Origin of the sequence: Roseimicrobium gellanilyticum, assembly GCF_003315205.1 — a bacterium.
In the GTDB taxonomy this organism is placed as follows: domain Bacteria; phylum Verrucomicrobiota; class Verrucomicrobiia; order Verrucomicrobiales; family Verrucomicrobiaceae; genus Roseimicrobium; species Roseimicrobium gellanilyticum.
This window is the reverse complement of the sequence record NZ_QNRR01000004.1, coordinates 445,970-469,919: the sequence shown is the minus strand read 5'-3', so window position 1 is coordinate 469,919 and position 23,950 is coordinate 445,970. Positions and strand designations below refer to the sequence as shown.

Below are 23,950 nucleotides of genomic sequence, written 5' to 3'. Positions count from 1 at the left end.
GCTCCTTCACGCCATGCCTGTCATCACCTCCAACACACTCAAAGACACCTACGATGTGATCATCGTGGGCTCCGGCGCAGGCGGTGGCCAGACGGCCTACACGCTGACGATGGAAGGCGTGAAGGTGCTCATGCTGGAGGCCGGGCGATCATTTGACCCTGCGACTGAGGTGGCCATGTTCCAGTTGCCGAGTCATGCGCCTCTGCGCGGTGTCAGCACACCGGACAAGCAATACGGCTTCCACGATTGCTCCATCAACAGCGGCTGGAACATTCCCGGCGAGCCCTACACGAACGCGAGCCCCGAGCCGGAACATCAGTTCCGCTGGTGGCGGCAGCGCATGATGGGTGGCCGCACGAATCACTGGGGCCGCATCTCGCTGCGCAACGGGCCTTATGACTTCAAGCCCCGCACGCGGTTCGGTGCCGGGTTTGACTGGCCCATCGGCTATGAAGATGTCGCGCCGTACTACGACAAGGTGGAGATGCTGGTCGGAGTGTTCGGCACGAACGAAGGGCTGGAGAATTCACCCGACTCATCACCAGGCGTGTTGCAGCCGGCACCGAAGCTGCGTGTGGGTGAACTGTATGCGCAGAAGCATGGCCAGAAAGTTGGCGCGAAGATTGTGCCCATCCACCGCGCCGTGCTGACGAAGCCACAGGATGCGGACACGCTGCCGGCGAAGCTGCATCCGAAGAATGCGAAGGCGCAGCGTATCCTCGCCGAGCACATGCGCATGCGGGCACCCTGCTTCTGGGCCACGGACTGCCATCGCGGCTGCGCCATCCGTGCGAACTACGACTCACAAACGGTGCACCTGCGACCAGCACTCGCCACGGAGAATCTGGATATCCTGCCCAACGCGATGGCCCGCGAGGTCACCATCGACAAGCAGGGCAAGGCCACCGGAGTGACATTCATCGACAAGACAAACGGCCAGGAACGCCATGCGGCAGGACGCGTGGTGGTGCTGGCGGCGAGTTCGCAGGAGTCGGTGCGCCTCTTGCTGAACTCGAAGTCGGCGCTGTTCCCCCACGGACTCGCCAACTCCAGCGGCAAGGTGGGCAAGTACATCACCGATTCCGTCTCGAGCAGCGTAGGCGCTCACATTCCGGCGTTCGAGAACATGCCAGTACACAACGAAGATGGCGCAGGCGGGCCGCACGCCTATGTGCCATGGACGTTGCATGATCAAAATCGCAACGGCGAGCTCGGCTTCCCCGGCGGTTATCATCTGGAATTCACGACGGGACGGCAGATGCCCTCGCTGACCGTGGTGAACGGCATCGACAGGCTCGCAGGTGATGGCGGTGTCCTCTACGGAAAACGTCTCAAGGAAGACGCGCGGCGCTTTTACGGATGCAACCTGGGCTTTGGAGCCCAAGGCACCATGCTGCCGAATGACGGCACCTACTGCGAGCTCGATCCCACCTTGAAGGATCAGTGGGGCATTCCGGTACTGCGGTTCCACTGGAAGTGGACGGACTTTGATCTCAATCAGGTGCGCCATCAGCAGAAGTTCATCACCGAGTTGCTCCAGGCAGCAGGCGGCAAGGTTTCGCCGAAGACGGAGGCCGACATCTTCAAGACGATGAAGCCCGGCGGCTCGGTGATTCACGAAGTGGGAGGAGCAATCATGGGCGAGGATCGCGAGACCTCCGTGACGAATCAATGGAGCCAGACCTGGGATGTAAAAAACCTGTTCCTCGCGGATGGCGCCCCCTTCGCCAGCACTGCAGACAAGAACCCCACCCTCACCATCATGGCCCTGGCCTGGCGCATGGCCGACCACCTGATGGATGAATTGAAGAAAGGGAATCTCTAACATGAGCACGCCTGTCGACCTCCCACGCATGGACCGCCGCAAGGCCATCCAATGGATGCTCAGTACCGCAGCCACCGTCGCCGCTCGCGACACCGGCCTGCACGCCGCAGAAAGCACCACCACTGCCCCACCCCTCGCGAAAGGGTACGGACCCGACCCGAGCATGGTGAAGGTCTACCAACCGGGCGACGTCTGGCCACTCACGCTCTCGGAGCCGCAGCGTCGTGCGGCCCATGCCTTGTGCGATGTGATCATTCCTGCAGACGCGAGTTCCCCGAGTGCCTCCTCCGTGGGAGTCCCGGACTTCATCGACGAATGGATAAGCTCACCCTACCCCGCCCAAGCCACCGACCGCCGCATCGTGCTCGAAGGATTGAAATGGATCGATGACGAAGCGAGCCGCCGCTTCAAAAAGGTCTTTGCCGAGCTCACGGACGAGCAACAAACCGCGATCTGCGATGACCTCTGCCATCCCGCAAAGACCAAGCCTGAGCACAAAGCCGCCGCAGCCTTCTTTAAACGTTATCGCGATCTCACCGCCGGAGGCTACTACACCACCGCCGAAGGCATGAAAGCCATCGGCTACGTGGGCAACGTCGCCTCAGCCACTTTCGATGGCCCGCCGCTGGAAGCGCTCAAGCATGTGGGATTGGCTTGAGGAATCTTCGGCGAACCCGCTCCCTGCGAGGGGGCAGCGTACAGTGCATACGGAGCTTGGCCAAGTGAGTCAGTCACGCCGAAGATTGTACGGCTGAAACCGCAGCTACGTCGGAGCTGCTGAAGCTCGATAGCACATTTCAAACAAAAAGCCCCTGCAAACGTGAGTTGCAGGGGCTTTGTTGAAATTGGTTGTGGGGACAGGATTTGAACCTGTGATCCCGCGAAGCGGGATTATGAGCCTGACGAGCCACCTCGTTGCAGACCAGTGCGCGCATAGAAACCAACTCCGCCTTTTTGCCGCTTCAACTCGTTCTCCAGCCCACGGGCCTCGCCCAAGCTGAGAACCTCGCTTTGCCAGACCAGTTTCCAAAGACCTCGGTGCTTGGTCCATTTGGAGACTCCGTTGTTGTGATCTTCCAGCCGATTGAGGACGTCTTCCGAAACGCCGATGTAGAATCGGCCCTCTTCGTTTTGGATGACGTAAACCTGGTAGAGCATACGCAAGAAAAAGTCCGCCGAGCTTTCGCCAGGCGGACTTCTTGAAATTGGTTGCGGGGACAGGATTTGAACCTGTGACCTTCAGGTTATGAGCCTGACGAGCTACCGGGCTGCTCCACCCCGCGATTGGACGGTGATACTCGTTCAGAGTCGGACACTTGCAAGAAGAATCTGCAATTGTTGATGCTTCACTTCTGTTTTGTCGCTTCATCGCTCATACAACTCCAACTGTGGGGCGACCTCCAACCTCTGATCCCGCGAAGCGGGATGATGAGCCTGACGAGCCACCAGGCCGCTCCACTCCGCGGTTGAGAGAACGCGACAGCTTCCCACCGGACACTTGCAAGAAGAATCTGCAACAGTTATGCGTGCGTCGCGTTTCAGCATCGTTACCCAGTCAGTGTAGTCCTCGTCATCCTCCATGAAGATTCCGTTCTCTGCTTCGCTTCTGCTCTCCTTCGCCTTCACTGCTGTGGCCTGCCATGGCCAGGAGAAGGACAAGCCTTCGCCCATCGGGTATGAAGACACACCCGTCATTCCGGGCACGGAGTGGCGTGTGCACGATATCAAACGTCCCGCGCCGCCGGTGGTGAAGCCGGGCAAGACAAATGACGATGCGCCGGCGGATGCAGTGATCATCTTCAATGGCGGCAGCACGGACGCGCTGGTGAGCAAGGAGGGCAAGCCCTGCCCGTGGAAGGTGGAGAATGGCGAGCTGCTCATCGCGGGCGGCGACTGCTGGACGAAGGAGCAATTCGCGAGCTGCCAGCTCCATATCGAGTGGATGAGCGCGCCGAATACGAAGGGCAATTCCCAGAAGAAGGGCAATGCAGGCGTGTTCTTCATGGACAAGTACGAGTCCCAGATGATGGACAATGACAACAACCCGACCTACGCAGATGGTATGACCGGCTCCATCTACGGCCAGACGCCCCCGATGGTAAATGCGGTGCGCAAGGCAGGCGAGTGGCAGACCTATGACATCATCTTCACCGCGCCGAAGCTGAAAGACGGCAAGGTGGTGGAGCCGGCGTACATCACGACCTTTGTGAATGGTGTGTGCGTGCAGAACCACACGAAGATCATGGGGCCGACGAAGCACAAGAACATCACGAACTATGATGGGGATTTCCCGGAGAAGGGAGCCATCCGTCTGCAGGACCACAAGAATGATCCCCCGGTGCGTGTGCGGAATTATTGGGTGAGACCGCTGTAGGTCATTTTTGATTTCTGATTTTTTGCGGAGCCCGCTGTGTGGATGCATGGCGGGCTTTTTGTTTTCGCCCTGCTGAGGCGTTGGATTGAGCGGGAGGGTTGTGTGCGGACAGAATGGGTGTGGTCGCCTGCATGGGATTCAACGCAGAGACACAGAGACGCAGAGGAACTTCGGAGACTGAAGAAGGGTTGATGGTCTATGGTTGATGGTTGATAGCCGGAGCCACTGAACAGACACCTCTCGGCACGTGCGCTCGTCTCGCCGTACTTCACCTGAAACTGGCAACCCCTTTGATGCGTCCCTCCGTTCCCACCTCTCAGGCTATCAACCATCAACCCCTCCCCGCCACCCTCTCCTCGCGCATTTTGCACTTTATTTTGCATTCCGCTTGTCACAAACGCCCCGTTCCCTGACATGCAGGCGTTGCAATCCACGGAGCCTTCATTACTGTCTGCCCCCTCGATTCGCCTTCAGCCTCAGTTTCACTCACTTCCTCCCACGTTTTGCCAGCTCCGTTTCTCAGCTCACTCCCCATCGTCGACCTTGGCCGCGATGTCCGTTTTGATGGTGTCCAGCCCGTCTTCATCTTGGGGCCCTGTGTCATCGAAAGTGAGGCCTTCGTGTGGGACATGGCCCGCCAGATCAAGGGGATTGCCGATGAACTCGGCCTACGCTGGGTCTTCAAGGCGAGCTATGACAAGGCGAACCGCAGTTCGGGCAAGAGCTACCGGGGCATGTCCTTGGAGGAGGGCTGCGGGATTCTCGCCGCGATTGGCAAAGAACTGGGTGTGCCCGTGACGACGGATGTGCACAGCCCGGAGGAGGCCACGCGAGCGGCAGAGTGGATTGATTTTCTCCAAATCCCGGCCTTCCTCTGCCGTCAGACCGACCTCATCGAGGCGGCGGGCCGTACGGGCCGGGCGGTGAACGTGAAGAAGGGCCAATTCCTGGCGCCTTGGGATGTGAAGAACATTGCGGAAAAACTGCAGTCTGTGGGCTGTAATAACTTTGTTTTCACTGAACGTGGGACTACATTCGGGTATCAAAACCTCGTCGCCGACATGAGGTCACTCTACTGGATGCGTGAGTTGGGCTATCGTGTGGTCATGGATGCCACACACTCGGTGCAGCGTCCCGGAGGACTGGGAAGCGCCACGGGCGGCGACGGGAAGCTGGCGCCGGTACTGGCACGTGCGGCAGTCGCCGCCGGGGTGGACGGCGTATTCATAGAGACGCATGTGGACCCCTCAAAAGCCCTCAGTGATGGGCCTAATCAAATCCCCCTTGGCGACCTAAAGGGGTTGCTCAGCCAGTTGTTGCGCATCCACGAAATCGCGAAAGAGTAATGGCAATGTCCTCCCCCAGTATCCAGAGGCGCCTCCGGCTGGCCATGACGCTGCTCCTGCTGCTCGTCATGGGCAGTGTGACGGGTGCGCAGGCCCAGGAAAAGGACGCCGCAAAGAAGGAAGGCAAAGCCAGGGCCAAGGAAGCAAAGGCTGGCACGGAGGAAGAGAGTGCAGGAAAGCCTGCGACCGCCACTCCTGCCGCTCCCACGACGGGTCTCTTTGCCTTTGGCAAGATGCTGCCCGTGGGTGAGCAGCACAAGGAGCTGGAGATTCCGAGTTTCAAGAATGGCGCGCCCGCCAGCATGGTACAGGCGAAGAGCATGACGCGCATGGATACGGAAAACATGTTCCTGGAGCGCATGGACATCTGGATGTATGGCCCGCCCGGCGAGGCGGAGAAGGACATGCGCGTGCAGCTGCGCACGGCCACGTACCACATGCCCAGCAACATCATCGCCAGTGACGAGCGGAGCCGCATCAGCCGCTCCGATTTCGACCTCCAAGGGGATACGTTGATCTTCGACACGATCACCGGACAGGGGAAGATGGTCGGCAATGTGCGCATGGTGCTCCACGACGCCTCTGCCCTCACCAAGTCTCCCGCCGGCACCTCAGCGGAAAAGGAAAAGAAGGAACCCAAACCGGGGAAAGGCACTCCTGACAAGGACGCCTCAGCTACCGCCCCCGCCTCACCCACTGCCAGCGGCCAGCCGGCAACCACCGCCACTACGCCTGCTGCCGCGGCCGCTTCCAAGAAGCCGGACGCAGGCGCGGCATCACCCACGAATCCGAAGAAGTGAGATGAAACTGACTTTGATCACCACCTGCTGCGTGCTCGCCGCAGCCTCCCAGGCAGTCGCCCAGGCCGGACGGAATGGATTTCCCGTCATCCGCTCGCGTGAAGCAATGAAGAGTGCCCAGGAAGCGGCCCGTGTGCTGACCGAAGCGAAGGCCAATGGCATCGCGGACCTGCAGCGCAAGGCGCAGGAACTGCCGCAGGCCCAGCGCATGGAAACACTGGTGTCTGAGGCGAGGCAGAGCTCCCCCACCCAGCCTTCCTTCTCAGATCAGGCCCACACTGCGGAGTCCACCGCTCGGATGGAATCCGCCATGAGCCGCCTGGCTCCGGAGGGCCAGATACTGCTGGCCCAGAGCAACACCTCACCAGCCATGCGCTCGCCAGATGATGTGCCCGTGGCCAGCCCTGCTGTGAAGGCCTCCCCGCTGACCACCGCAGGTGGGGGCCCGAAGCCCCAGCCGCTGAAGCCCACGCCTCTGGAAGAGAAACCCAAAACGCCGCCCCAGGAGACGGTGATCAATTCGCAGAGCTCCTTCTTCGATTCTCGCGAGGGTTTTGGAGTCTTCGTGGAGAATGTGGTGGTGAATCACCCCCAGTTCCACCTGACCTGCGATGAGCTGCAGGTGTACATGAACAAGGAAGAGGAAAAAGGTGCGGACGGCAAGTCTGCCGCAACGACGCCTCCTCCTCCCAAGGCCCCCACCGCCAGTGAGCTTGCGGCCAGCGGTGCCGCAAACAAACCCGCTTCTGCCTCGGACGCCAAGCCGGACGGCAACAGCAGCCTGAAACGCGCGATCGCCAAAGGGCGCAAAGTGCTCATCAACAAGATGTCCGACAAGGGCGAACTCCAGACCGGAATTGGCCGTGAGGCTGACTACGACGGCAAGACTGGCGACATCATCCTGCGTGGCTGGCCCCAGATTCAGGAGGGGCGGAACCTCACCGTGGCCAAGTCTCCTTCCACCTATTTCCTGATCAAGGCGAATGGCCAGTTCCAGTCGTTTGGACCGAATGAGACCCGCCTGATTCAGGAAGACGATAAGAAAGGCCTGAAAGGTGCTCCCAACGGCGCTTCTGTTGGCGTGGCCGTACCACCCACGGCTCCCGGAGCCGGGCCCGCTCCCGTTTTGAACAATCGCACTCAAGGAGGCCAGCAGTAGTGAGGAAGAAAGGACGCAAACAGCGCCCCCTGGATAGGGATGACGCTCCTCTACAGCCGCAGTCACAGCAAGAGCAGGCCGACCTGCTCTCCGCTGCCCAGGAACCCGTGGAAGGAGTGGTGGCCGCCAGCGCCGCCGCGGCCCCCCGACGCAAGCAGCAAACCAAGGCCTCCGAGGATGATTTTTTTGCCCGTCAGCAGGAGGCAAATCAAGACGCTACTGACGGGGAAACCCTGCTTTACACCCGCGGACTGAGGAAAGTATACGATGGCCGCGCCGTGGTGAATGGCGTGGACATCGAGGTGAAGCGCGGTGAAATCGTCGGCCTGCTGGGACCGAACGGCGCGGGCAAGACCACCTCCTTCTACATGATTGTGGGACTGGTGCAGCCGAATGGCGGCCAGGTCTTTTTCAACGGCCTGGATACCACGGCCGAACCCATGTACAAGCGGGCGCGTCTGGGCATGGGCTACCTGCCACAGGAAGAGTCCATCTTCCGCAAGCTCACCGTCCGGCAGAACATTCTGGCCGTGATGGAGACCCAGAACTTCACCGCCAGGGAGCGCGAGACCCAGTGCCAGCAGCTCATGGAGAAGTTCGGCATCGACCACGTGGCGGACAATCTGGCCCTGACCCTCTCCGGCGGTGAGAAGCGCCGCCTGACCATCGCCCGCTCATTAGTTACAGAGCCGAAGCTGATCATGCTGGACGAACCCTTCTCCGGCGTGGATCCTTTGGCTGTGGAGGATATTCAAAAAATCATCCTGATGCTCAAGAGCGTGGGACTGGCCATTCTCATCACCGACCACAATGTGCGCGAGACACTGGGCATCGTGGATCGCGCGTATCTCATTCATGAAGGACGCGTGCTGCTCCACGGCACGCGCGAGTACATCGTGAACCACCCCCTCGCCCGAGAGCGATACCTCGGCGAGAACTTCAGCATGTGACGCGCGGCTCATCGCAAGCCGCCACGCCACGCAAGCGCACGAACGCAAGCCTACGTCCCAGCACAGCAGAAGCACGCACACGCCCGTATATCGCAAACACCACACGGACCATTTTTGAGGTAAAACCAACCAAGGAGGAAAACCATGCAAGTGCACAATGTAAACCTGCCCATCACCGTCACCGGACGTCACGTAAGCGTGACCGAGCCCATGCGTGACTACGCGCAGCGAAAGGTCGAGAACCTCCACCTCGACTACCCGCGCATCATCGACGCGAAGATCATCCTCGACGTGGAGAACAAGGAGCGCCAGAAGGCGGAAATCATTCTGCACTGTGCGAACCACATCACCATTGAGGTGGACACGACCACGGGCGACATCTACTCCGCCATCGACGAAAGCGTGAGCAAGATCGCGCGCCGCATGCGCAAGTTCAAGACGCGCCTCCTCAAGAGCCATCACCGCCCGCGCAACGGCTCCATCAAGCACATCCAGGAGCAGGTCTTCACGGAAGAGTCCATGCATGCCAACACCGAGCATGACGACATCGAGCCGGTGATCATCCACCGCGAGAACTTCCGCATGAAGCCCCTCTTCCCGGACGAGGCCATCATGGACCTGGAGCTCAGCGATCGTCCCTTCGTCCTTTTCCACAATGCGAAGAACGACGGGAAGCTGGCCATCCTTTTCCGCCGCAAGGACGGCGAGTACGGGATGGTGGAGCCTGAGATGAACGGGCACGCGGCATAAGAATTCGACACGATAGAATCTTTGCCTTTGTCCAATTTGAGCGGCGGCAGCGGTCTGGACCCTGCCGCCGCCTTCGTTTTTGGAGGCGCAGGCTTTGACAGAAGAAAAATCATCAGCAATACTGACCATCATGGGTGCCGACCTTTGTGATTTGATGTTCCGCCTGCCTGAAGGGGCGGAACGCGAACCCCTGCCCGAGGGCCTGACCCGCTACACGGGCTTCCTCGTGGCGAAGGCACACCAACGCATCTGGACCCTCTTCAGCGACGAATGCAAAAAACTTGGCATTGATGTCCACTGCGGCGGCGTGCTGTGGCTGCTGGGTGAGGAGGGCTCCATGTCCCAGCAGCAGCTCGGTCGGAAGCTGCGCATCGACCGCACCACCATGGTGAAGATGGTGGATGCGCTGGAGAAGGGAAAGCTGGCCCGCCGCAAGGACCACCCGGAAGACCGCCGCGTGTACCTGGTGGAGATCACTCCTGCTGGCAGGAAGGTGCTGGCTGCCCTGCAGAAGGTGGGAGACCAGATGGAAAAGAAGCTCTTGATTGGGTTTACCGAAGACGAGCGCATCCTCATCCGACGCGCGTTGCTGGCTCTGGCGGGCTAGGATCCGGAGCGAGAAGGACTGAATTCCTATGGGAGCCGGAGATCACAGCACACTGCCGCAAAGGCGACTGGATCTCCCGCCGCAGTTTGCTGGTGGCATCGCGACACAAGGGGTGGTGGGTGGAAGAGGGTGTGGTGATGTGGTGTGGGATGGCAGAGAATTAATGGAGAAGCGGAGCGCACAGCACCATTTGGAGTGCTGGAGCTTGCTCCAGCTTTTGGGAGTGGAGCTTGCTCCACGTGAAGCCACCCAGAGTGCCATCACCCGCCTCGAAGGTTCTTATGGCCCACGTCTCGGACAAGTAGCACATCAACCATGGCTTCACGGCAGCAAGCTGCCTGCGGGAAAGCTGGAGCAAGCTCCAGCACTCCAAATCTCCGAACAGCAGCTCCCCACCCCGAGCGCCCCCCATTCTCCGCTCCCCGCCTGACTACCGTCCTACCGTCGCTTCACCATGTACCGCCTCGCCCTCAAGATGCTCTTCGGTGATACCGCGAAGTATCTCATGCTGGTGTTCGGCATCTTCTTTGCCACCTTCCTCATTGCCCAGCAGGCCTCGGTCTTCTGCGGCCTCATGCGGTGGACCACGGCTACGCTGAAGAATGTGCCCGCGCCCATCTGGGTGGTGGATGAGAAGGTGGAGCAGGTGAATGAGACCAATCCCCTGCGCGATACGGATGTGGCGCGCGTGCGCAGTGTGGACAGCGTGGCGTGGGCCATGCCGCTCTTCTCCGGCATCCAGCGCGTGCGCCTGGAGAATGGCAAGTTCAAGGTCATCCAGCTCCTGGGCGTTGACCCCACCACGCTCGCTGGCGCTCCAGCGAAGATGATCCAGGGCAACCTTGAGGACCTGCGACTGCCAAATACGGTGATCATCGATGACCTCGCGGTGAAACGCCTGGCGAAGAATCCCGGTGACAAGAGCACGTGGATCAAGGTGGGTGATGTCTTTGAGATCAATGACATGGAAGCCCGCGTGGTCGGCATCTGCGATGCCATGACGAGCTTCACCGGTGGTCCCTACGTGTGGACCACCTATGAACGAGCCCTCCAGTACACCCCGGCCTCGCGCAAGATGCTCTCCGCCATCATTGCCGCGCCCAAGGAGGGCATCAGCGATGTGCAGGCGGCGGCAGATATCCAAAAGGCCACGGGTATGAGGGCGTATGTGAACCACTCCTTCAATTCCTCACCGTATGACTTCGGCACTTCCACCATCTGGTGGTATGTGCGAAACACGGGTATCCCCGTTTCCTTCGGTACCACGGTGATCATTGGCTTCATCGTGGGCATCGCGATTTCCTGCCAGACGTTTTATGCGTTCGTGCTGGAGAACATCAAGCACCTCGGCGCGCTCAAGGCCATGGGCGCCTCCAGTACGAAGCTCTGCGGCATGCTCATCCTGCAGGCGCTCACGGTGGGCGTCATCGGCTTCGGCATTGGCATGGCCGGTACCGCGCTTTTTGGCTACTTCGGCATCAAAAATGAGCAGCCGCCCTTTTACATGACATGGGAGATCCCTGTGTTCTCCCTCGCCATCATCCTTTTCATCTGCATGCTGGCAGCGCTCATCGGCATCTGGCGCGTCAGCCGGTTCGAACCCGCCATGGTCTTCCGCGGATGAGTGACACACCTCCCAACCGGGGCGATCACAAAATCGCTGTGCATGCCAAGGGCATCGTGAAAAGCTTCGGCGACGGTGGCTCGAAGCTCACTGTGCTCAAGGGCGTGGACTTCGATGCGCGTGATGGCGAAATCATGATGCTGGTGGGTCCCTCCGGCTGTGGGAAGACCACGCTGCTGAGCATCCTCGCCGGGACCTTGCGTGCCGAGCAGGGCAGCATCGAGGTCTTCGGCAGGCAAATCGACAAGCTGAGCAATGGCGTGGTGACGAAGTTCCGCGCGGAGAACATCGGCTTCATCTTCCAATCCTTCAATCTCATCCCCACGCTGAACTGCGCGGAGAACGTGAGCGTGCCGCTGCTCATCCAAGGCGTGAGTCCGCGCAAGGCAGAGGCGAAGGCGCGTGAAGTCCTGGCTCAGGTGGGTCTCGGCGAGCGCTGGAAGCACCGGCCCAATCAGCTCTCCGGCGGCCAGCAGCAGCGCGTGGCGATTGCACGCGCACTGGTGCATGAGCCACGCCTCATCATCTGTGATGAACCCACCGCCGCGCTCGATGCGAAGAATGGCGCGCTGGTGATGGACCTCTTTGAAAAAATCGCGCGCGTCCCCGGCCGCTGCGTGATCATCGTGACCCATGACAACCGCATTTTCTCTCACGCGGACCGCATTGCGCAGATGGATGATGGGAAGATTGTGGAGGTGCACGATGTGGACCGCGCTGAACCTCCGGTGTTTCATCATTAAACGGAAGGGACGAATGTGATGAAACTACCCCTGCACACCGCAGCCGCCTGCGAGCCGTCTCGTGAGATGAATTACACGAGCAGGCATGTCTCGTCTCCATCGTGCACCACCTTGCGCGCAGCGCCTTGGAGTACGGTGCGAAGCACCGCTTTGGGAGGGGAGCTTGGCGTGCAGAGCAGGGGCCGGAGATTTGGAGTGCTGGAGCTTGCTCCAGCTTTCCCGCAGGCAGCTTGCTGCCGTGAAGCCGCTGCGGATGTGATTCTCGTCTGCGAGGCGAATCTACGGGGACTCCTGCGCGAGTGGTTATTTTTTCGGTGGCTTCACGCAGAGCAAGCTCTGCTCCCCAAAGCTGGAGCAAGCTCCAGCACTCCAAATGGCGCTTCCCGCTTGCACCGTTCCCCACCAAAGCGGTGCTTCGCACACGCACTCCAAAGCGCTACGCGCAAGGTGGCACCTCCTGGGACGGCTTCCTTCTCCGGACTGCGAATGAGGTCACGGGACGTTTCCCTTTCTCATTCTCTGCATGAGCATGCTGGTGGATGTGTTCGATGAGCGCTCATCATTCTAGTATTCCATTACTCCATCATTCCAATACTCCCCAGTCCCCACCTCATGAACTTCCTTTCCAAACTCATCCGCTATCTCACCTTCGCGATAGCTCTCGGAGGTTTTGTGAGCGTCACGCTGCTGCTGCAGAAGATCAAAGCGGAAGACCAGGCGAAGATCCTCCCGCCTCCGGTGGCCCCCGCAAGCAAACCGTTTGCCAGCACAGTGGCGGCCACGGGCATTTTGGAAGCGCTGAGTGAGAACGTCTCCATCGGTGTGCCTGCGGCGGGTCTTGTCACCGAGGTGCTGGTGAAGGTGAATGACAACGTGAAGGTGAATGACCCTCTCTTCCGACTGGATGACCGCGACTTCCAGGCGACGCTGCTGCGTCAGCGCGCCATGGTAGAAGTTTCCAAGGCAAACATCGAAGTGGCCAAGGCGACCGTGGTGAAGCAGGAGGACCTCTACAAGCGTGTGCGCGACATGCCCGACACCCGCGCCGTGAGTGTGGATGAAGTGCGCCAGCGCGAGAATGATGTGAATGTGGCCAAGGCCCAGCTCGCCGCGAGCAACGCGCAGCTCCTCGCTTCCGAAGCCGATGTGAAGCAAACGGAACTGCTCATCCAGCGCCTCACCGTGCGCGCACCGAGAGAGGGCACCATTCTGCAGGTGAACATCCGCGCCGGGGAATACGCCGCGACCGCGCCGAAGGCTCCGGCGATGGTGCTGGGTGATTTGGACCGGCTTCAGGTGCGTGCCGATGTGGATGAACAGAATGCCACCCGTGTGCGTCCCGGTCAGGCCGCGAAGGCCTTCATCAAAGGCGACACGACGAATCCGATTCCGCTACAGTTCGTACGTGTGGAGCCCTATGTGATTCCGAAGGTTTCGCTCACCGGAGCAAGCACCGAGCGTGTGGACACGCGTGTGCTCCAGGTGATCTACAGCCTGCAACGCCCCAAGGACCCGCCGATTTATGTGGGTCAGCAGGTGGATGTGTTTATTGATGCGGGAAGTGTGGCGGGTGAGAAGGAAAAGGCGAAAGGCGAGGAGAAGACGGCGGCGAAATAACAAAGTAGCTACGGCTTCAGCCGTATGCATTCGGCTGCAGCGCGACTGATTCGACTGAAGTCGAAGCTACTTTGCGTGCGGCAGCAACGCGGGGAAGTGTCTCGTCAGGATGCCGAATCTCTCCTGGGCACCAAACGCGAAATGCCGAATGCACCCGCCAGCGCCAGGGACAAGTTCCACACAACGGAATCCATGGGATACTCAGTCAGCCCGCCACGTCCATCGCATTCACAGTTCTCGATGCGCCAGGGAAACGGCGATCCGTAGGAGTAGGTGGTGCAATACTCGTTCTCCTTGTCGTTCCGATGGGCATAGAGGAACCATCCCGCAGCGCCAAGGGCGATGAAGAAGACGAGGGTGCGAGCGTGGCGAAGCATGAAAGTGGATCCAACTTATCTTGGAGGATGGCGGATGCCAGAGGATTGCGAGACCTATGGACGATGCCATGCGTCACCTGCGGCTCCGCACCCGCCAGCGCCACCACCGGCACTAAGCTAGTGCCGCTCCTTGAACGGGGGCTCCGCTCCTCTGCAATGGTGGTGAAATGCCGCGGCGGCTGCAGCTCAAAGTAGCTACGGCTTCAGCCGTATGTGCTCGGCTGCAACGCGACTGATTCGACTGAAGTCGAGGCTACTTTGCAGGGTGCCGACGCACCGCCCCACACCGGGTATAGCTGGCCGACTACTCCGCCAGCGGCCTATTCAGCTCCGTGCGATACAGGCCCCCATCCGGGCCGACTTCGGGTCCGACGAGGTAGCGCTCCCAGAGGTCCTGGGTGCCTTTAAGACCTTGAGTTTCGATCCACGCTTCGAACTCGCCCCAGGCGTCGCCCATGCCTTCGTAGGGACCATGGTAGACGGTGCGGATGACTCGCATGGATGGCCAGATGCCGGGGATGACGCGGCCCACGGGCTTCACGGGAGCGGTCACAGGCACGCAGATTTCGAAGTCAAAGATCTCCGGCTCGATGCGGAGGTGATGCGTGAACCACGCGCCGGCAGGGCCGATGCCCTGTGCCTTCACGGCGGTCATGATTTCGGTGAGGCCGGGCATCATGGCCTCGCCAATCTGGTCACGCGGAACGGTAATGGGGATGATGGCGGCGAGCTGGGCACTGGTCTGGATGATTTGGGGAGATTCGATCATGGCGGTGTGGGGATGGGTTGATTCCTTTGCTCAAACCCATGACGATCACACCGCCACGCGCAGGACATCTGTCCCTACTTTTCGGAGTTCCCCGCCGTCATCATTGTTTCTTCACCATCTTCGCCTCGAATTCCCCGATGAGATGCGACTTCTTGTAGTCCGGCAGGGAGATGTGGATGGCGAGCCTGGCGCTGTCTGCGGTCTCGCTGAGCACGGTCAGGCGCATGGAGTACTCGCCGGTGTACGTCAGCGTGCCCGGAAACTTCGCTCCCTTCTTGGCGAACTTCATGTGCACGTGTGGATTCTTCTCCGTGTCCGGGGTGATGACCCACTCCTTTTTCTCGCCCGGCTTGACGAAGATCACGAGGCTCGACACCGGCCAGTTCCCCTGCTTGTCAGCAGACTCAATGCGCAACGTCAGGTTGGACCATTCCGCTTTTCCCAAGGTGAAGGGCGCCCCGTAGATTTCACCTTTGAGTGGGCCTTCGACCTTGTCCACGGGAGCATCGATTTTCCACTCCGCAAAGAGGGTGGCAGAGGAGAGGAGGAGAAGGGAGAAAGCGAGGAGGTGTTTCATGGCGCGGTAAATTTACGCCAGCGCCTCACCAGACGACAATGAAAAAGCCAACCTGTGCCACAGGGCATGAATGGACACCTGACTCAGTCCGGAGAACTGGGCATCTCCGACTTCAATCACCAGCCAGTCGCCGTTATCACGCTGCCCGATATCCACGGTAAGGTAGGGCACATCCACCCTTCTGGCAGCTTCACACGCGAGGGACGAGATGAGCCGGGTTTCATCCTCATGAAGCGCAGCCAGTTCATCGTCTCCCTCCCAGTAGTACCCAAGCCCCACGACCTCACCCTGTAGCACGAATACACGGTACTCGCGGCCGAGAGGAAAGCCTCCCGGACCCGTGCGGCTGTGGCGCAGGGAGACGAGCTCGCGGACAATCACTTTCCCCAGGGAGCGACGATAACTCTGCAGGATGCGCCCCGCGATGTCGCGGAGCTGGGCGGCATCGTGCGCCACGCAAGCGTCCACCCCCTTCGACTTCAGGGATTGGATGGTGCCTTTTACAAAGACGGGGTAACCAATCTGCACGGCGGCCGCTTCACAAGTCTCGATGGAGTCTGCCACGGCGCTCCGAGCCGTGATCTCGGCGAGCCGCGGGTAGAAACGGTCAAACTCCTCGGCGCGGCGGAATTCGGCCGGTGCATTGATGATGCGGATGTTCTTCGCGAGCGCCGCAGCGTGGATGGCCTCATAGTGGGAGGGCAGTGGGATGTAGCCAATCCAGATGGCCGCCGTCTTCTGCTCCTGCATGGGGATGTGCCAGAGCGCGTCCTCGGCTGATACACCCTCCGGCAAATCCTGTGGGATATGATACACCTTGCATCCCGCGAGCTGCGCTGCCTCCGTGGAGCGCTGGATGTCCGAGGCGCTGGCAGAGGGTGGGAGCTGGGGTGAGGCTTCGCTGAGGACGAGCATGCGGAGAGAGTATGGAATGGAGGCGGCTGCCCTTCACGAGATCGCCAAGGACTTTCCCCGATCTTGGAAATCATGTGCCGGAGCAACTTCGAAATCCACGCCACTCTGGATCAATGGGACCTGCGAGCAGCGGATGCTTGAAGGCGGAGCCCTTCACTCCCGGCTGCCAGCCTTTGGACAGGGCAGCACGAATCGAGCTGGCAATGATCTGCGGCGTGATCGGCTCGGAGCTCGGACGCATGCCCATGATGCTGTCCAATCGGGCGTAGGCAGATTCCAACACCAGCACAGAGCGCGAACGAGGATCCGCCCACTCCACACCGACTGAAAACGTATCACTAAAACACTCCTGCTCATACGAAGGCTTGCGCCGGATGCGCCAGCGATAGGACACACCGTCCACCTTGATGCCTCTGGAACCTTTTCTGGGAATAGCCATGCCGATACCTCACCGAATGCGAAGTCGCAAAAATGCCTCACCTGTGCTGGTTTGTCCAGCGGGCAGCATTCCCACTGCTCTCTCCTGTCACAACCCCTCCACTTCTGACATGAATGCTGTACCATCTATGAACTTTCCCATGACTGAGATGAAGGCAACGTCCCGGAGCTATTTCACGAGCAAGAGTGCGAGCATGCTCGGCGCGGCAGCACTTCTCGCCTCGGCCATGCTCACCATGACCACGACTCCCCTGCCCGCTCAGGAGGCGTCGCAGGACCCTGCGGAGCGTGGGTTCAAGCTGATGAATGAGGACTCGCTCGGCGGGCTGAAGCTGGAGATGAGCGCGAAGGACATCACGGCGCTGCTGGGCAAGCCGGAGAAGATGGGCAAGGACATCGAATGGGAGGCGCTGGGCGAATACGTGCAGCAGTGGTCCTGGCCGAAGTCCGGCATCGTGGCAGAGATGGTCTCTGAGAAAAAAGGTGGCAGCAAGCGCGTGCTCATGTTCACCGCGCAAGCCCCGTGGGATGCGGCCAAGAAGACGGCGAAGGGCATCGGCCTGGGCAGCACGGAGGCGGAGGTGCGCGCGGTGTACGGCAGCTATGAGGACAAGGAGATGAGCAAGGCGGGGAGCGTCTTCATCGCCGGCACGGTGTACGGCGGGCTCCAGTTCCACTTCACGAAGGGAAAGGTCACTTCGATCTTTTACGGTGCATCTGCTGAGTGACGTGGTGCGTCGCCGCCTTCCGCAGATTGGACTGGCCTTGGGATTGCGAGCGCAGCAAGGCGAGCTCATCCCGGAGGGAGGTGACGATGGTCTCCAGTCCCTCCACCTTGGCCCGCAAGTTCAACACATCGCGCACGAGTTCGCTATTCTCTGCCTGTAACTTGGATCTTTCGCTTTCGAGCGCTCCAATCTGCGCCTGCAGGCCGGCCATTTCGGAGTCCAGATGCTCGTGCTCATGGAGCATGGGATTCTCTGGAAGAGACTCGAGGGCATTGCCGTTCTCCAAAGCGCGATTGTGGATGGCGTCCTGGCGACGCGCCTCTTCCTCCTGCAGGCGTGCCTCTTCCTCCTGCAGGCGTGCCTCTTCCTCCTGCAGGCGTGCCTCCTCCGCCTGCATGCGGGCGCGGGTCTGACGGACGGTTTCCCCCTGGGAACCTGTGCGGTTCATGGCGGCCGCAGCAGCAGAGCGTCGCTCCTTGGCTTCGGTGGCCAGTTTGCCGAGTTTCAAGGCCCACGTATCCTTGTCCATGGTTTGCGACGGTCGCGTGCACAAAGCAGGGCGTCAAACGGGAAGTTCGTGACAGAGCGGACTCAGGGGTAAGATCGTCCATGGAGACGGTGCGGCGAGGTGAGGTGAGGTGGCGCTCCTGGACGAGCGGGTGCTTCCCTTCGTGAGGGGGGAGCCGGCTGCGGCACTTCAGAAAGCGTAGGAAGGAGCTGGCGTGCCTAAGGAAGTTCTCCGTGCGAGTTCCTCCGGCGCATGTATGGTCTTGGCCTTCCCTGCCCTCAGCCGGGATTCCAGCATGCTCAATCTCTACGATGCGGTGCGTGACAACCCGAGCTACAGCAAGCTCGTGATCGGTGATTTCCTCTTTGCCGAGTACACCTGCGGCACGGACCTGAAGATGCTGCCGAACTGGACGGAGAAGGATTACTTTGTCCATGTGGTGACGGGGAAAAAGACCTGGCATACGCCAGATGGTGTGTGGACGGTGCATCCCGGTGAGACGGTCTTTTTCAAGAAAGGCGCGACGGTGGCGGAGCAGCACTTCGAGGTCGATGTGTGCATGCTGATGGTTTTCATCCCCGACACGCTCATGCGCAGCACGGTGCGCGAGGTGGTTGAAAGCCTGAACCTCGGCACCAAGAACTGCGCGCCGACCAAGGTGGCGCTGCGTGTGGAGAGCGATGTGGCGCTGGCGGCCCTCTTCCAGTCCATGCGCACTTACCTGGTCGCCATGGAGAAACCTCCAGAACCTCTCGTGCGGCTGAAGCTGAAGGAACTGGTGATGAGTGTGCTGACCAGCGGTACGAACGCGGAGCTGGCGGCATATTTCTGCCGGGTCGCTGCGAGTGATGCACCTGGCATCAGCGAGATTATGGAGGCGAACTTCCGCTACAATCTCTCCATGGAGGAGTATGCGAAGCTGTGCCATCGCAGCCTTTCCTCCTTCAAGCGTGACTTCCATGAGGAGTTCCAGGAATCGCCGGGAAAATGGCTGCTACAGCGTCGACTGGATCACGCGGCAAATTTGTTGCGCCACTCGAGGATGAACATCACGGAGGTGGCGCTGGAGAGCGGATTCGAGCATGTGTCGCACTTCAGCCGTGTGTTCAAGGAGCGTTTCGGCGTGCCACCCCTCTCCTACCGGCAGGAGAAGGATGTCGAGGTGAAGGAGTGAGGAGAAGGATGGTGGAGGGATGAGCACGAGGTTAAGCGTGAGGGTTGGTTCCGGGATGGATGGGTGTGGTCATGTTCAGTGGGTTCAACACAGAGCCACAGAGACGCAGAGGAACTTCGGAGACAGAAGCTGAGGGGCCATCACCACTCCCAGCGAAGATGCAGTATGCAAAGTAGCTTCGACTTCAGTCGAATCAGTGACGCTGCAGCCCGACACATACGGCTGAAGCCGTAGCTACTTTGCGAGGCGCAGGCCCTGTCTGAACTCCACAGTCAAAAGACTGGGCCGCACGGCCAAGCAGACGGAGGGGTGTTTGGGTATCTTGCCATGGTTAGACAAACCAGAACAAGTATGCAAACACTCGCACCCAGCCAGAACCAACAGACCCCCCCCAACACTGCACCGGCGCTGCCGGACCTCGGCCTCATCAAGGTCAAACAGAAGGCAACCTGGGAATCCGGAGACTTCGGTGAAATCGCCCGCGTCATTGAGAACTTCGCGGAGGACTTCATGTCGCGGCAGCCCATGCAACGCGGCGCTCGCGTGCTGGACGTAGCGTGCGGCACGGGGAACCTCGCGGTCATCGCGGCGGGGAATGGCTGCCTGGTGCATGGCATCGACATCGCGGCGAATCTGCTGGACCAGGCGCGCAGCCGCGCGGCCCAGGCGGGGCTGCGCATCCTCTTCGAAGAAGCGGATGCGGAGGCGCTGCCTTTCCGTGAGAGCAGCTTCGATCTCACCGTGAGCATGTTTGGCGTGATGTTCACGCCGCAACCCGCAAAGGCGACGGCGGAATTGCGTCGTGTAACACGCCCCGGTGGCCAAATCGCCCTGGCGAACTGGACACCCGAGGGCTTCATCGGAAAGATGTTCGGCGTATTCAAGACGCATGTGCCGCCGCCGCCCGCAGGCGTGCCCTCCCCCATGGAATGGGGCAAGGAAGACATGGTGCAGCAGCGCCTGCGCCAGGGCTTCACGGATGTGCGCATCACACGCCAGATAGGCTGCATGCGTTATCCCTTCCCGCCTGCGGAGACAGTGGAGTATTTCCGCAAGTACTACGGTCCGACGCTGAAGGCCTTTGAGTCGCTGACGGCGTCTGGTCAGGATGCTCTACGCAAGGACCTGGTGGACCTGCACACGAAGTACAACATCGCCGTGGACCCCGGCTGTACGGAGATCGCCGCTGAGTATCTGGAGGTGGTGGCGACGAAGGTCTGAGCCACCGGTCAAGAATCATGAACTAAGAACCATAGACGAACTCACACATATGTATCAGCAAAAGAATCTGACCAGGATCAAGAAGATGGAAGAACTCGCTCCGGAGGCGATGAAGGCCTTCTGGGCCTTCGACAAGCTCGCCGTGGCCGAGGGCGAGATCCCGGTGAAGTACAAGGAGCTCATCGCCGTGGCCGTAGCCGTGACGACACAGTGCCCCTACTGCATCGAAATACACAGCGGCAATGCCAAGCGGGCCGGCGCGACCGAAGCGGAGCTGACGGAGGCGACCATCGTGGCCGCCGCGCTGAGAGCCGGTGGCGCGATCACGCATGCGACCCATGCGCTGGATGCGTAGTGGTGAGGGCAGCAAAGTGAGATGAACACTGGACTGCGTTCACTCCGATTCCGGGAGGAGTGAACGTAGCTCACGGAAGAGTGCCTGACTGCTGTGGGGTCAAAACGAAGGACACCCGGTGGGTCAGGCCTCAAGCTTCAGAACTCATGGCTTGAGTTCTCTCATCACGGCATGATAGGCAGGCTTGGGTTTCTTCTCACGATCGAAGAGCAGAGGATGATTTGCACGCTTCCAGGGGAAGTCATTCAGCCAGCTCTGGCCGTCATGCAGGTTCCAGAAGGAGATGCGCAGGATGGTATCTGAGTACTTCCTGAAAAGCTGGAAGAGGCGCGCGTATTGCTCCGCCTGACGCTGGAGAATCTCGGGCGGGCAACCGTCCTTGTAGGGGTCGTACTTTGAGAGGGTGGCGCGCTCGGCTCCGTTGTTCGCCCACCAGCGACCACGGGGGATGACATCGATGTCGAGTTCGGACACGACCACTTTCATCCCCATCCTCTGCATCGCGGCAAGGGTTCGCTCCAGAGCCTCGAAGGGTACCATATCCAGTTCGTAGTGGCCCTGGAGGCCGATGGCATGCATCGGCACCTGCTGAGCATGCAGGGACTCAATCAACCGCACCATCTTCTCGAACTTGCCGTCCAGTTCGTTGTTGTAGTCGTTGTAGATGAGCAAGGCGTCCGGGTCGGCGGCATGCGCATAGACAAACGCTTTGGCGATGAATTCCTCACCACACGCGCGGCTCCATGAGGAGTCACGCAGATACGCGCTTCCGTCATCCAGCGCTTCATTCACCACGTCCCACATGGCGATTTTTCCCCGGTAGCGGCCCACGACGGTGTCGATGTGGGTCTTCATGCGTGCGAGCAGCACTTCACGCGAGGCGGGCTTGTCCCCATCCGTGGCGAACCACGGAGGGGTGCGATCGTCCTTGGCCCAGACGAGGCAATGGCCCACGACCTTGAGTTTCTTGGAGAGCGCGAAGTCGACAAAGCGGTCTGCGGTCTCGAACCGCCACTGTCCCGGCTGCGGCTGCACGGCCACGGGCTTCATGTCATTCTCCGGAGTGACGTATTCGTAGTGCGCGGTGAGCAGTGGCCAATCCCCCGGAAGCTCAAAGACGCGATCACGAATGCCCACGCCCATGGGGAAGGGCGAGGCTTCTTTGAGCGTGTCTGCACCGTGGCTCATGGGCTGCGCCAGATGAAGATGCATGAGGACGAGCGGGAGGAAGGTGAGTCCGAAGCGCATAAAGATAGTCAGGCTGTCATGGACTCCAACACGCGTGGGCGCCTCCGCTCTGAACAACACGGCGGCGCTCCATGCGAACACGAAGCACACGCCCTTCATGATGGGTGCATCCATGAACCATGTCTGGTTACGCCCCGCCAAAGATTGTTGAAATCCTGCCAAAACATCGGGACGCCGTTCCTCCGTTCAAGGCGGTGTCGCACTCACACTTGCCACGAGCACTCCACTTCAATCGGAGTTTCAATTGGAGTTTCAATTTGCAACGCCATCGAACATTTTTTACGGTGAGAGATGCCTCTGGAACCCGAAGAAATCGCATCGGCCCTCAATCTGGATGAGAAATCCACGGTGGTGACACGGGTGATGGGCCACATCGAGACGCTCATCGGCGAGATGGAGCTGACTCCCTCCAAGGAGGCGCGCATGAATGAACTCGTCCTCTCTGAGTTGAGAGAGTGGGGGGACACCGTCCTGACCGACCAGCCGAAGAATGTAGAGGGATGGCTCAAGGGAGTGGCCCAATGCGTGAAGGATGCCGGGAAACGGCTGCGGGAAGAACACGCGGTGTCCTTCGAAGTTGAGACGGACATGTCGACGGCGTCGGAGCTGGAAGAAGCAAGGCACCACGAAGAGGCCGAGCGCATGGACAAGGGCGCAATGGAATTGAGGCTGCCGACGGTCCTGGATCGCGCCGAGGGCACGTCTGCAGTCGTGGGCTATGCTGACATGGGGAAAGTCGTCGCGGCGAAACTCGAGAAGGGCCAGGCGCTGCGCACTGCCGACCTGGCGACCTGCACGGGTGTGTGCTTGTTCGATCCGGAGACCAACGTGGGCGCCATGATGCATGTGTATGATGGCTCGGGGATACCTACCATCGAAGACGCGCTGGAGGCGATGAAGGCCGTGGATCCAGAGCTGGAGCCGGGCCGTCTCCAGGTGGTCCTGATGCCGGGCATCTCCACGGAAACGGGTAACCGGAGCCATCTGGCCAAGCTACAGGGGGACTTGGCCAAAGCGGGAATCACCCATGTGCGTGACCACAGCAAGATTGGGCAAAAGGCAGGCGAACTCCTGCTGAAAGATGATGGAGTGGTGATCGCGTCGATGAATCGCGAAAAACTGGAGATGAAAGTGGGCGGTCCCAAGATGGAATCCGTGGGCAGTGGGGGCAGTGTAGGCATGGGCACTCCGGGCACCGCAGACACCGGTGAGAAGCCGCTCTCCGTGCGCGAAGCGCTGGCCAAGGGCAAGACCAGTCCCACGCTCGGACCGATGGGGCAAAGCGTGGGCCAAGGCGCAGGCGACCCCTCCACGGCGATCAAGGTGCGGCGGTAGGCAGGGGGAAAAGGATGCTCGTGTGGAAGAGATGCAGGACCGGTGTGTCGTATGGGGTGCTTCACCCTGGCTGTTCTTGCGCCGAAGAAAGTCTCTGCTTTTAAAGATCCGGTAGGGAGGCGCGTCCCGCAGCGCGCATGTGCGCCAGGTTAAGAGAAAAATCTGCGGGCACATCAAACCATGATCTCGGTTCGCTTTCACGTGGCACGCGGAAGGACCGCTTTGCGTCGTGGAGTGCGCGTGGCAAGCGTTAGCGCGACACCGCTTTGAACGGAGAGGATGAGCACCGCGGGGAGGTATCACGATCCAATGCTCAAGATACTCTCCCACCGGGAAGCTCCGGATGCTGGGTTCCAATGAATCCATCCAGGAGATCAGGACGCGATTCCTCCGTTCAAAGCGGTGTCGCGGCCTCAAGGGAGGCCTATGCCACGCGCACTCCAGGACGCAAAGCGACCTGGTACGTTGAGGTGGTGCGCAATACCCCATTCCCCTGTTCATCCACCACGG

The 23,950-nt window shown here is 60.2% G+C and carries 25 protein-coding genes and 1 tRNA gene; 17 read left to right on the top strand and 9 right to left on the bottom strand.

The window, feature by feature from the left end:
* Positions 1–13 precede the first annotated feature (13 nt).
* Complete coding sequence (locus DES53_RS14430; RefSeq protein WP_113958965.1) at positions 14–1,825, top strand: GMC family oxidoreductase; 1,812 nt, start codon at positions 14–16, stop codon at positions 1,823–1,825.
* Position 1,826: 1 nt separating this feature from the next.
* Complete coding sequence (locus DES53_RS14425; protein ID WP_211325551.1) at positions 1,827–2,483, top strand: gluconate 2-dehydrogenase subunit 3 family protein; 657 nt, start codon at positions 1,827–1,829, stop codon at positions 2,481–2,483.
* 233 nt (positions 2,484–2,716) lie between these two features.
* Here the strand turns inward: DES53_RS14425 and DES53_RS14420 are convergent, their stop codons facing one another.
* Both DES53_RS14420 and DES53_RS14415 read right to left on the bottom strand, forming a co-directional pair.
* A complete protein-coding gene (locus DES53_RS14420; RefSeq protein ID WP_113958964.1) occupies positions 2,717–2,983 on the bottom strand; it encodes a GIY-YIG nuclease family protein in 267 nt (88 codons plus the stop codon).
* A gap of 48 nt (positions 2,984–3,031) precedes the next feature.
* Positions 3,032–3,108, bottom strand: a tRNA-Met gene (locus DES53_RS14415).
* A gap of 296 nt (positions 3,109–3,404) precedes the next feature.
* Between DES53_RS14415 and DES53_RS14410 the strand changes: the two genes are divergently transcribed.
* The 10 genes from DES53_RS14410 (at position 3,405) to DES53_RS14365 (ending at position 13,795) form a co-directional block, all read left to right on the top strand.
* A complete protein-coding gene (locus DES53_RS14410; RefSeq protein ID WP_113958963.1) occupies positions 3,405–4,199 on the top strand; it encodes a 3-keto-disaccharide hydrolase in 795 nt (264 codons plus the stop codon).
* A 503-nt stretch (positions 4,200–4,702) separates the two neighbouring features.
* Entirely contained in the window at positions 4,703–5,545 is an 843-nt protein-coding gene (gene kdsA / locus DES53_RS14405; protein ID WP_113958962.1) for a 3-deoxy-8-phosphooctulonate synthase, read from the top strand.
* Positions 5,546–5,550: 5 nt separating this feature from the next.
* Positions 5,551–6,345 (top strand): hypothetical protein, encoded by a 795-nt coding sequence (locus tag DES53_RS33015; RefSeq protein ID WP_170157118.1) that lies wholly within the window; start codon positions 5,551–5,553, stop codon positions 6,343–6,345.
* Position 6,346: 1 nt separating this feature from the next.
* On the top strand, positions 6,347–7,504 hold the full coding sequence (locus DES53_RS14400; RefSeq protein ID WP_170157117.1) for an LptA/OstA family protein: 1,158 nt from the start codon (positions 6,347–6,349) through the stop codon (positions 7,502–7,504).
* 116 nt (positions 7,505–7,620) lie between these two features.
* Positions 7,621–8,454 carry an LPS export ABC transporter ATP-binding protein gene (lptB, locus tag DES53_RS14395; protein ID WP_113959088.1) on the top strand — a complete coding sequence of 278 codons (834 nt, stop codon included), beginning with the start codon at positions 7,621–7,623 and terminating at the stop codon, positions 8,452–8,454.
* Positions 8,455–8,598: 144 nt separating this feature from the next.
* On the top strand, positions 8,599–9,204 hold the full coding sequence (gene hpf, locus DES53_RS14390; RefSeq protein ID WP_113958960.1) for a ribosome hibernation-promoting factor, HPF/YfiA family: 606 nt from the start codon (positions 8,599–8,601) through the stop codon (positions 9,202–9,204).
* Between the two features lie 130 nt (positions 9,205–9,334).
* Positions 9,335–9,811 (top strand): MarR family winged helix-turn-helix transcriptional regulator, encoded by a 477-nt coding sequence (locus DES53_RS14385; RefSeq protein ID WP_113958959.1) that lies wholly within the window; start codon positions 9,335–9,337, stop codon positions 9,809–9,811.
* 454 nt (positions 9,812–10,265) lie between these two features.
* Positions 10,266–11,435 carry an ABC transporter permease gene (locus DES53_RS14375; RefSeq protein ID WP_113958957.1) on the top strand — a complete coding sequence of 390 codons (1,170 nt, stop codon included), beginning with the start codon at positions 10,266–10,268 and terminating at the stop codon, positions 11,433–11,435.
* Positions 11,432–12,178 (top strand): ABC transporter ATP-binding protein, encoded by a 747-nt coding sequence (locus tag DES53_RS14370; protein WP_113958956.1) that lies wholly within the window; start codon positions 11,432–11,434, stop codon positions 12,176–12,178. The genes DES53_RS14375 and DES53_RS14370 overlap by 4 nt, the downstream gene beginning before the upstream one ends.
* Positions 12,179–12,790: 612 nt before the next feature.
* The gene (locus DES53_RS14365; protein WP_113958955.1) at positions 12,791–13,795 is read left to right on the top strand and encodes an efflux RND transporter periplasmic adaptor subunit; all 1,005 of its coding nucleotides are present in this window, start codon (positions 12,791–12,793) and stop codon (positions 13,793–13,795) included.
* A gap of 104 nt (positions 13,796–13,899) precedes the next feature.
* On the opposite strand, the gene DES53_RS14360 is transcribed toward DES53_RS14365, so the two are convergent.
* The 5 genes from DES53_RS14360 to DES53_RS14340 form a co-directional block, all read right to left on the bottom strand.
* Positions 13,900–14,172 carry a hypothetical protein gene (locus tag DES53_RS14360; protein ID WP_113958954.1) on the bottom strand — a complete coding sequence of 91 codons (273 nt, stop codon included), beginning with the start codon at positions 14,170–14,172 and terminating at the stop codon, positions 13,900–13,902.
* 304 nt (positions 14,173–14,476) lie between these two features.
* Positions 14,477–14,941, bottom strand: a complete 465-nt coding sequence (locus DES53_RS14355) for a GyrI-like domain-containing protein (RefSeq protein ID WP_113958953.1) — start codon at positions 14,939–14,941, stop codon at positions 14,477–14,479.
* A gap of 100 nt (positions 14,942–15,041) precedes the next feature.
* Complete coding sequence (locus DES53_RS14350; RefSeq protein ID WP_113958952.1) at positions 15,042–15,518, bottom strand: hypothetical protein; 477 nt, start codon at positions 15,516–15,518, stop codon at positions 15,042–15,044.
* Between the two features lie 12 nt (positions 15,519–15,530).
* Positions 15,531–16,433, bottom strand: a complete 903-nt coding sequence (locus DES53_RS14345) for an ATP-grasp domain-containing protein (protein ID WP_113958951.1) — start codon at positions 16,431–16,433, stop codon at positions 15,531–15,533.
* 70 nt (positions 16,434–16,503) lie between these two features.
* On the bottom strand, positions 16,504–16,872 hold the full coding sequence (locus DES53_RS14340) for a hypothetical protein (RefSeq protein WP_113958950.1): 369 nt from the start codon (positions 16,870–16,872) through the stop codon (positions 16,504–16,506).
* A 139-nt stretch (positions 16,873–17,011) separates the two neighbouring features.
* Between DES53_RS14340 and DES53_RS14335 the strand changes: the two genes are divergently transcribed.
* On the top strand, positions 17,012–17,599 hold the full coding sequence (locus DES53_RS14335; RefSeq protein ID WP_147263411.1) for a hypothetical protein: 588 nt from the start codon (positions 17,012–17,014) through the stop codon (positions 17,597–17,599).
* On the opposite strand, the gene DES53_RS33010 is transcribed toward DES53_RS14335, so the two are convergent.
* Positions 17,565–18,128: a hypothetical protein gene (locus DES53_RS33010; protein ID WP_170157116.1), complete on the bottom strand. Its 564-nt coding sequence runs from the start codon at positions 18,126–18,128 to the stop codon at positions 17,565–17,567. The genes DES53_RS14335 and DES53_RS33010 overlap by 35 nt on opposite strands.
* Before the next feature lie 241 nt (positions 18,129–18,369).
* Between DES53_RS33010 and DES53_RS14320 the strand changes: the two genes are divergently transcribed.
* The 3 genes from DES53_RS14320 (at position 18,370) to DES53_RS14310 (ending at position 20,857) form a co-directional block, all read left to right on the top strand.
* Positions 18,370–19,281 carry a helix-turn-helix transcriptional regulator gene (locus DES53_RS14320; protein ID WP_170157115.1) on the top strand — a complete coding sequence of 304 codons (912 nt, stop codon included), beginning with the start codon at positions 18,370–18,372 and terminating at the stop codon, positions 19,279–19,281.
* Positions 19,282–19,632: 351 nt separating this feature from the next.
* On the top strand, positions 19,633–20,502 hold the full coding sequence (locus tag DES53_RS14315; protein ID WP_113958945.1) for a class I SAM-dependent methyltransferase: 870 nt from the start codon (positions 19,633–19,635) through the stop codon (positions 20,500–20,502).
* A 49-nt stretch (positions 20,503–20,551) separates the two neighbouring features.
* On the top strand, positions 20,552–20,857 hold the full coding sequence (locus DES53_RS14310) for a carboxymuconolactone decarboxylase family protein (RefSeq protein WP_113958944.1): 306 nt from the start codon (positions 20,552–20,554) through the stop codon (positions 20,855–20,857).
* 144 nt (positions 20,858–21,001) lie between these two features.
* Here the strand turns inward: DES53_RS14310 and DES53_RS14305 are convergent, their stop codons facing one another.
* Entirely contained in the window at positions 21,002–22,219 is a 1,218-nt protein-coding gene (locus tag DES53_RS14305; RefSeq protein WP_113958943.1) for an endo-1,4-beta-xylanase, read from the bottom strand.
* Between the two features lie 177 nt (positions 22,220–22,396).
* Here DES53_RS14305 and DES53_RS14300 point away from each other — a divergent pair, with 177 nt between their 5' ends.
* On the top strand, positions 22,397–23,440 hold the full coding sequence (locus tag DES53_RS14300; RefSeq protein WP_113958942.1) for a hypothetical protein: 1,044 nt from the start codon (positions 22,397–22,399) through the stop codon (positions 23,438–23,440).
* Positions 23,441–23,950: the final 510 nt, after the last annotated feature.

Excerpts from the sequence above, each read along its gene's own strand:
- DES53_RS33010 (WP_170157116.1), bottom strand. The coding sequence starts at position 18,128 with ATGGACAAGGATACGTGGGCCTTGAAACTCGGCAAACTGGCCACCGAA.
- DES53_RS14360 (WP_113958954.1), bottom strand. The coding sequence starts at position 14,172 with ATGCTTCGCCACGCTCGCACCCTCGTCTTCTTCATCGCCCTTGGCGCT.
- DES53_RS14335 (WP_147263411.1), top strand. The coding sequence starts at position 17,012 with ATGACTGAGATGAAGGCAACGTCCCGGAGCTATTTCACGAGCAAGAGT.
- DES53_RS14310 (WP_113958944.1), top strand. The coding sequence starts at position 20,552 with ATGTATCAGCAAAAGAATCTGACCAGGATCAAGAAGATGGAAGAACTC.
- DES53_RS14365 (WP_113958955.1), top strand. The coding sequence starts at position 12,791 with ATGAACTTCCTTTCCAAACTCATCCGCTATCTCACCTTCGCGATAGCT.
- DES53_RS33015 (WP_170157118.1), top strand. The coding sequence starts at position 5,551 with ATGTCCTCCCCCAGTATCCAGAGGCGCCTCCGGCTGGCCATGACGCTG.
- DES53_RS14350 (WP_113958952.1), bottom strand. The coding sequence starts at position 15,518 with ATGAAACACCTCCTCGCTTTCTCCCTTCTCCTCCTCTCCTCTGCCACC.
- DES53_RS14315 (WP_113958945.1), top strand. The coding sequence starts at position 19,633 with ATGCAAACACTCGCACCCAGCCAGAACCAACAGACCCCCCCCAACACT.
- DES53_RS14400 (WP_170157117.1), top strand. The coding sequence starts at position 6,347 with ATGAAACTGACTTTGATCACCACCTGCTGCGTGCTCGCCGCAGCCTCC.
- DES53_RS14425 (WP_211325551.1), top strand. The coding sequence starts at position 1,827 with ATGAGCACGCCTGTCGACCTCCCACGCATGGACCGCCGCAAGGCCATC.
- DES53_RS14375 (WP_113958957.1), top strand. The coding sequence starts at position 10,266 with ATGTACCGCCTCGCCCTCAAGATGCTCTTCGGTGATACCGCGAAGTAT.
- DES53_RS14385 (WP_113958959.1), top strand. The coding sequence starts at position 9,335 with ATGGGTGCCGACCTTTGTGATTTGATGTTCCGCCTGCCTGAAGGGGCG.
- DES53_RS14305 (WP_113958943.1), bottom strand. The coding sequence starts at position 22,219 with ATGGATGCACCCATCATGAAGGGCGTGTGCTTCGTGTTCGCATGGAGC.
- hpf (WP_113958960.1), top strand. The coding sequence starts at position 8,599 with ATGCAAGTGCACAATGTAAACCTGCCCATCACCGTCACCGGACGTCAC.
- DES53_RS14420 (WP_113958964.1), bottom strand. The coding sequence starts at position 2,983 with ATGCTCTACCAGGTTTACGTCATCCAAAACGAAGAGGGCCGATTCTAC.
- DES53_RS14345 (WP_113958951.1), bottom strand. The coding sequence starts at position 16,433 with ATGCTCGTCCTCAGCGAAGCCTCACCCCAGCTCCCACCCTCTGCCAGC.
- DES53_RS14340 (WP_113958950.1), bottom strand. The coding sequence starts at position 16,872 with ATGGCTATTCCCAGAAAAGGTTCCAGAGGCATCAAGGTGGACGGTGTG.
- DES53_RS14410 (WP_113958963.1), top strand. The coding sequence starts at position 3,405 with ATGAAGATTCCGTTCTCTGCTTCGCTTCTGCTCTCCTTCGCCTTCACT.
- DES53_RS14355 (WP_113958953.1), bottom strand. The coding sequence starts at position 14,941 with ATGATCGAATCTCCCCAAATCATCCAGACCAGTGCCCAGCTCGCCGCC.
- DES53_RS14300 (WP_113958942.1), top strand. The coding sequence starts at position 22,397 with ATGCCTCTGGAACCCGAAGAAATCGCATCGGCCCTCAATCTGGATGAG.
- DES53_RS14370 (WP_113958956.1), top strand. The coding sequence starts at position 11,432 with ATGAGTGACACACCTCCCAACCGGGGCGATCACAAAATCGCTGTGCAT.
- DES53_RS14430 (WP_113958965.1), top strand. The coding sequence starts at position 14 with ATGCCTGTCATCACCTCCAACACACTCAAAGACACCTACGATGTGATC.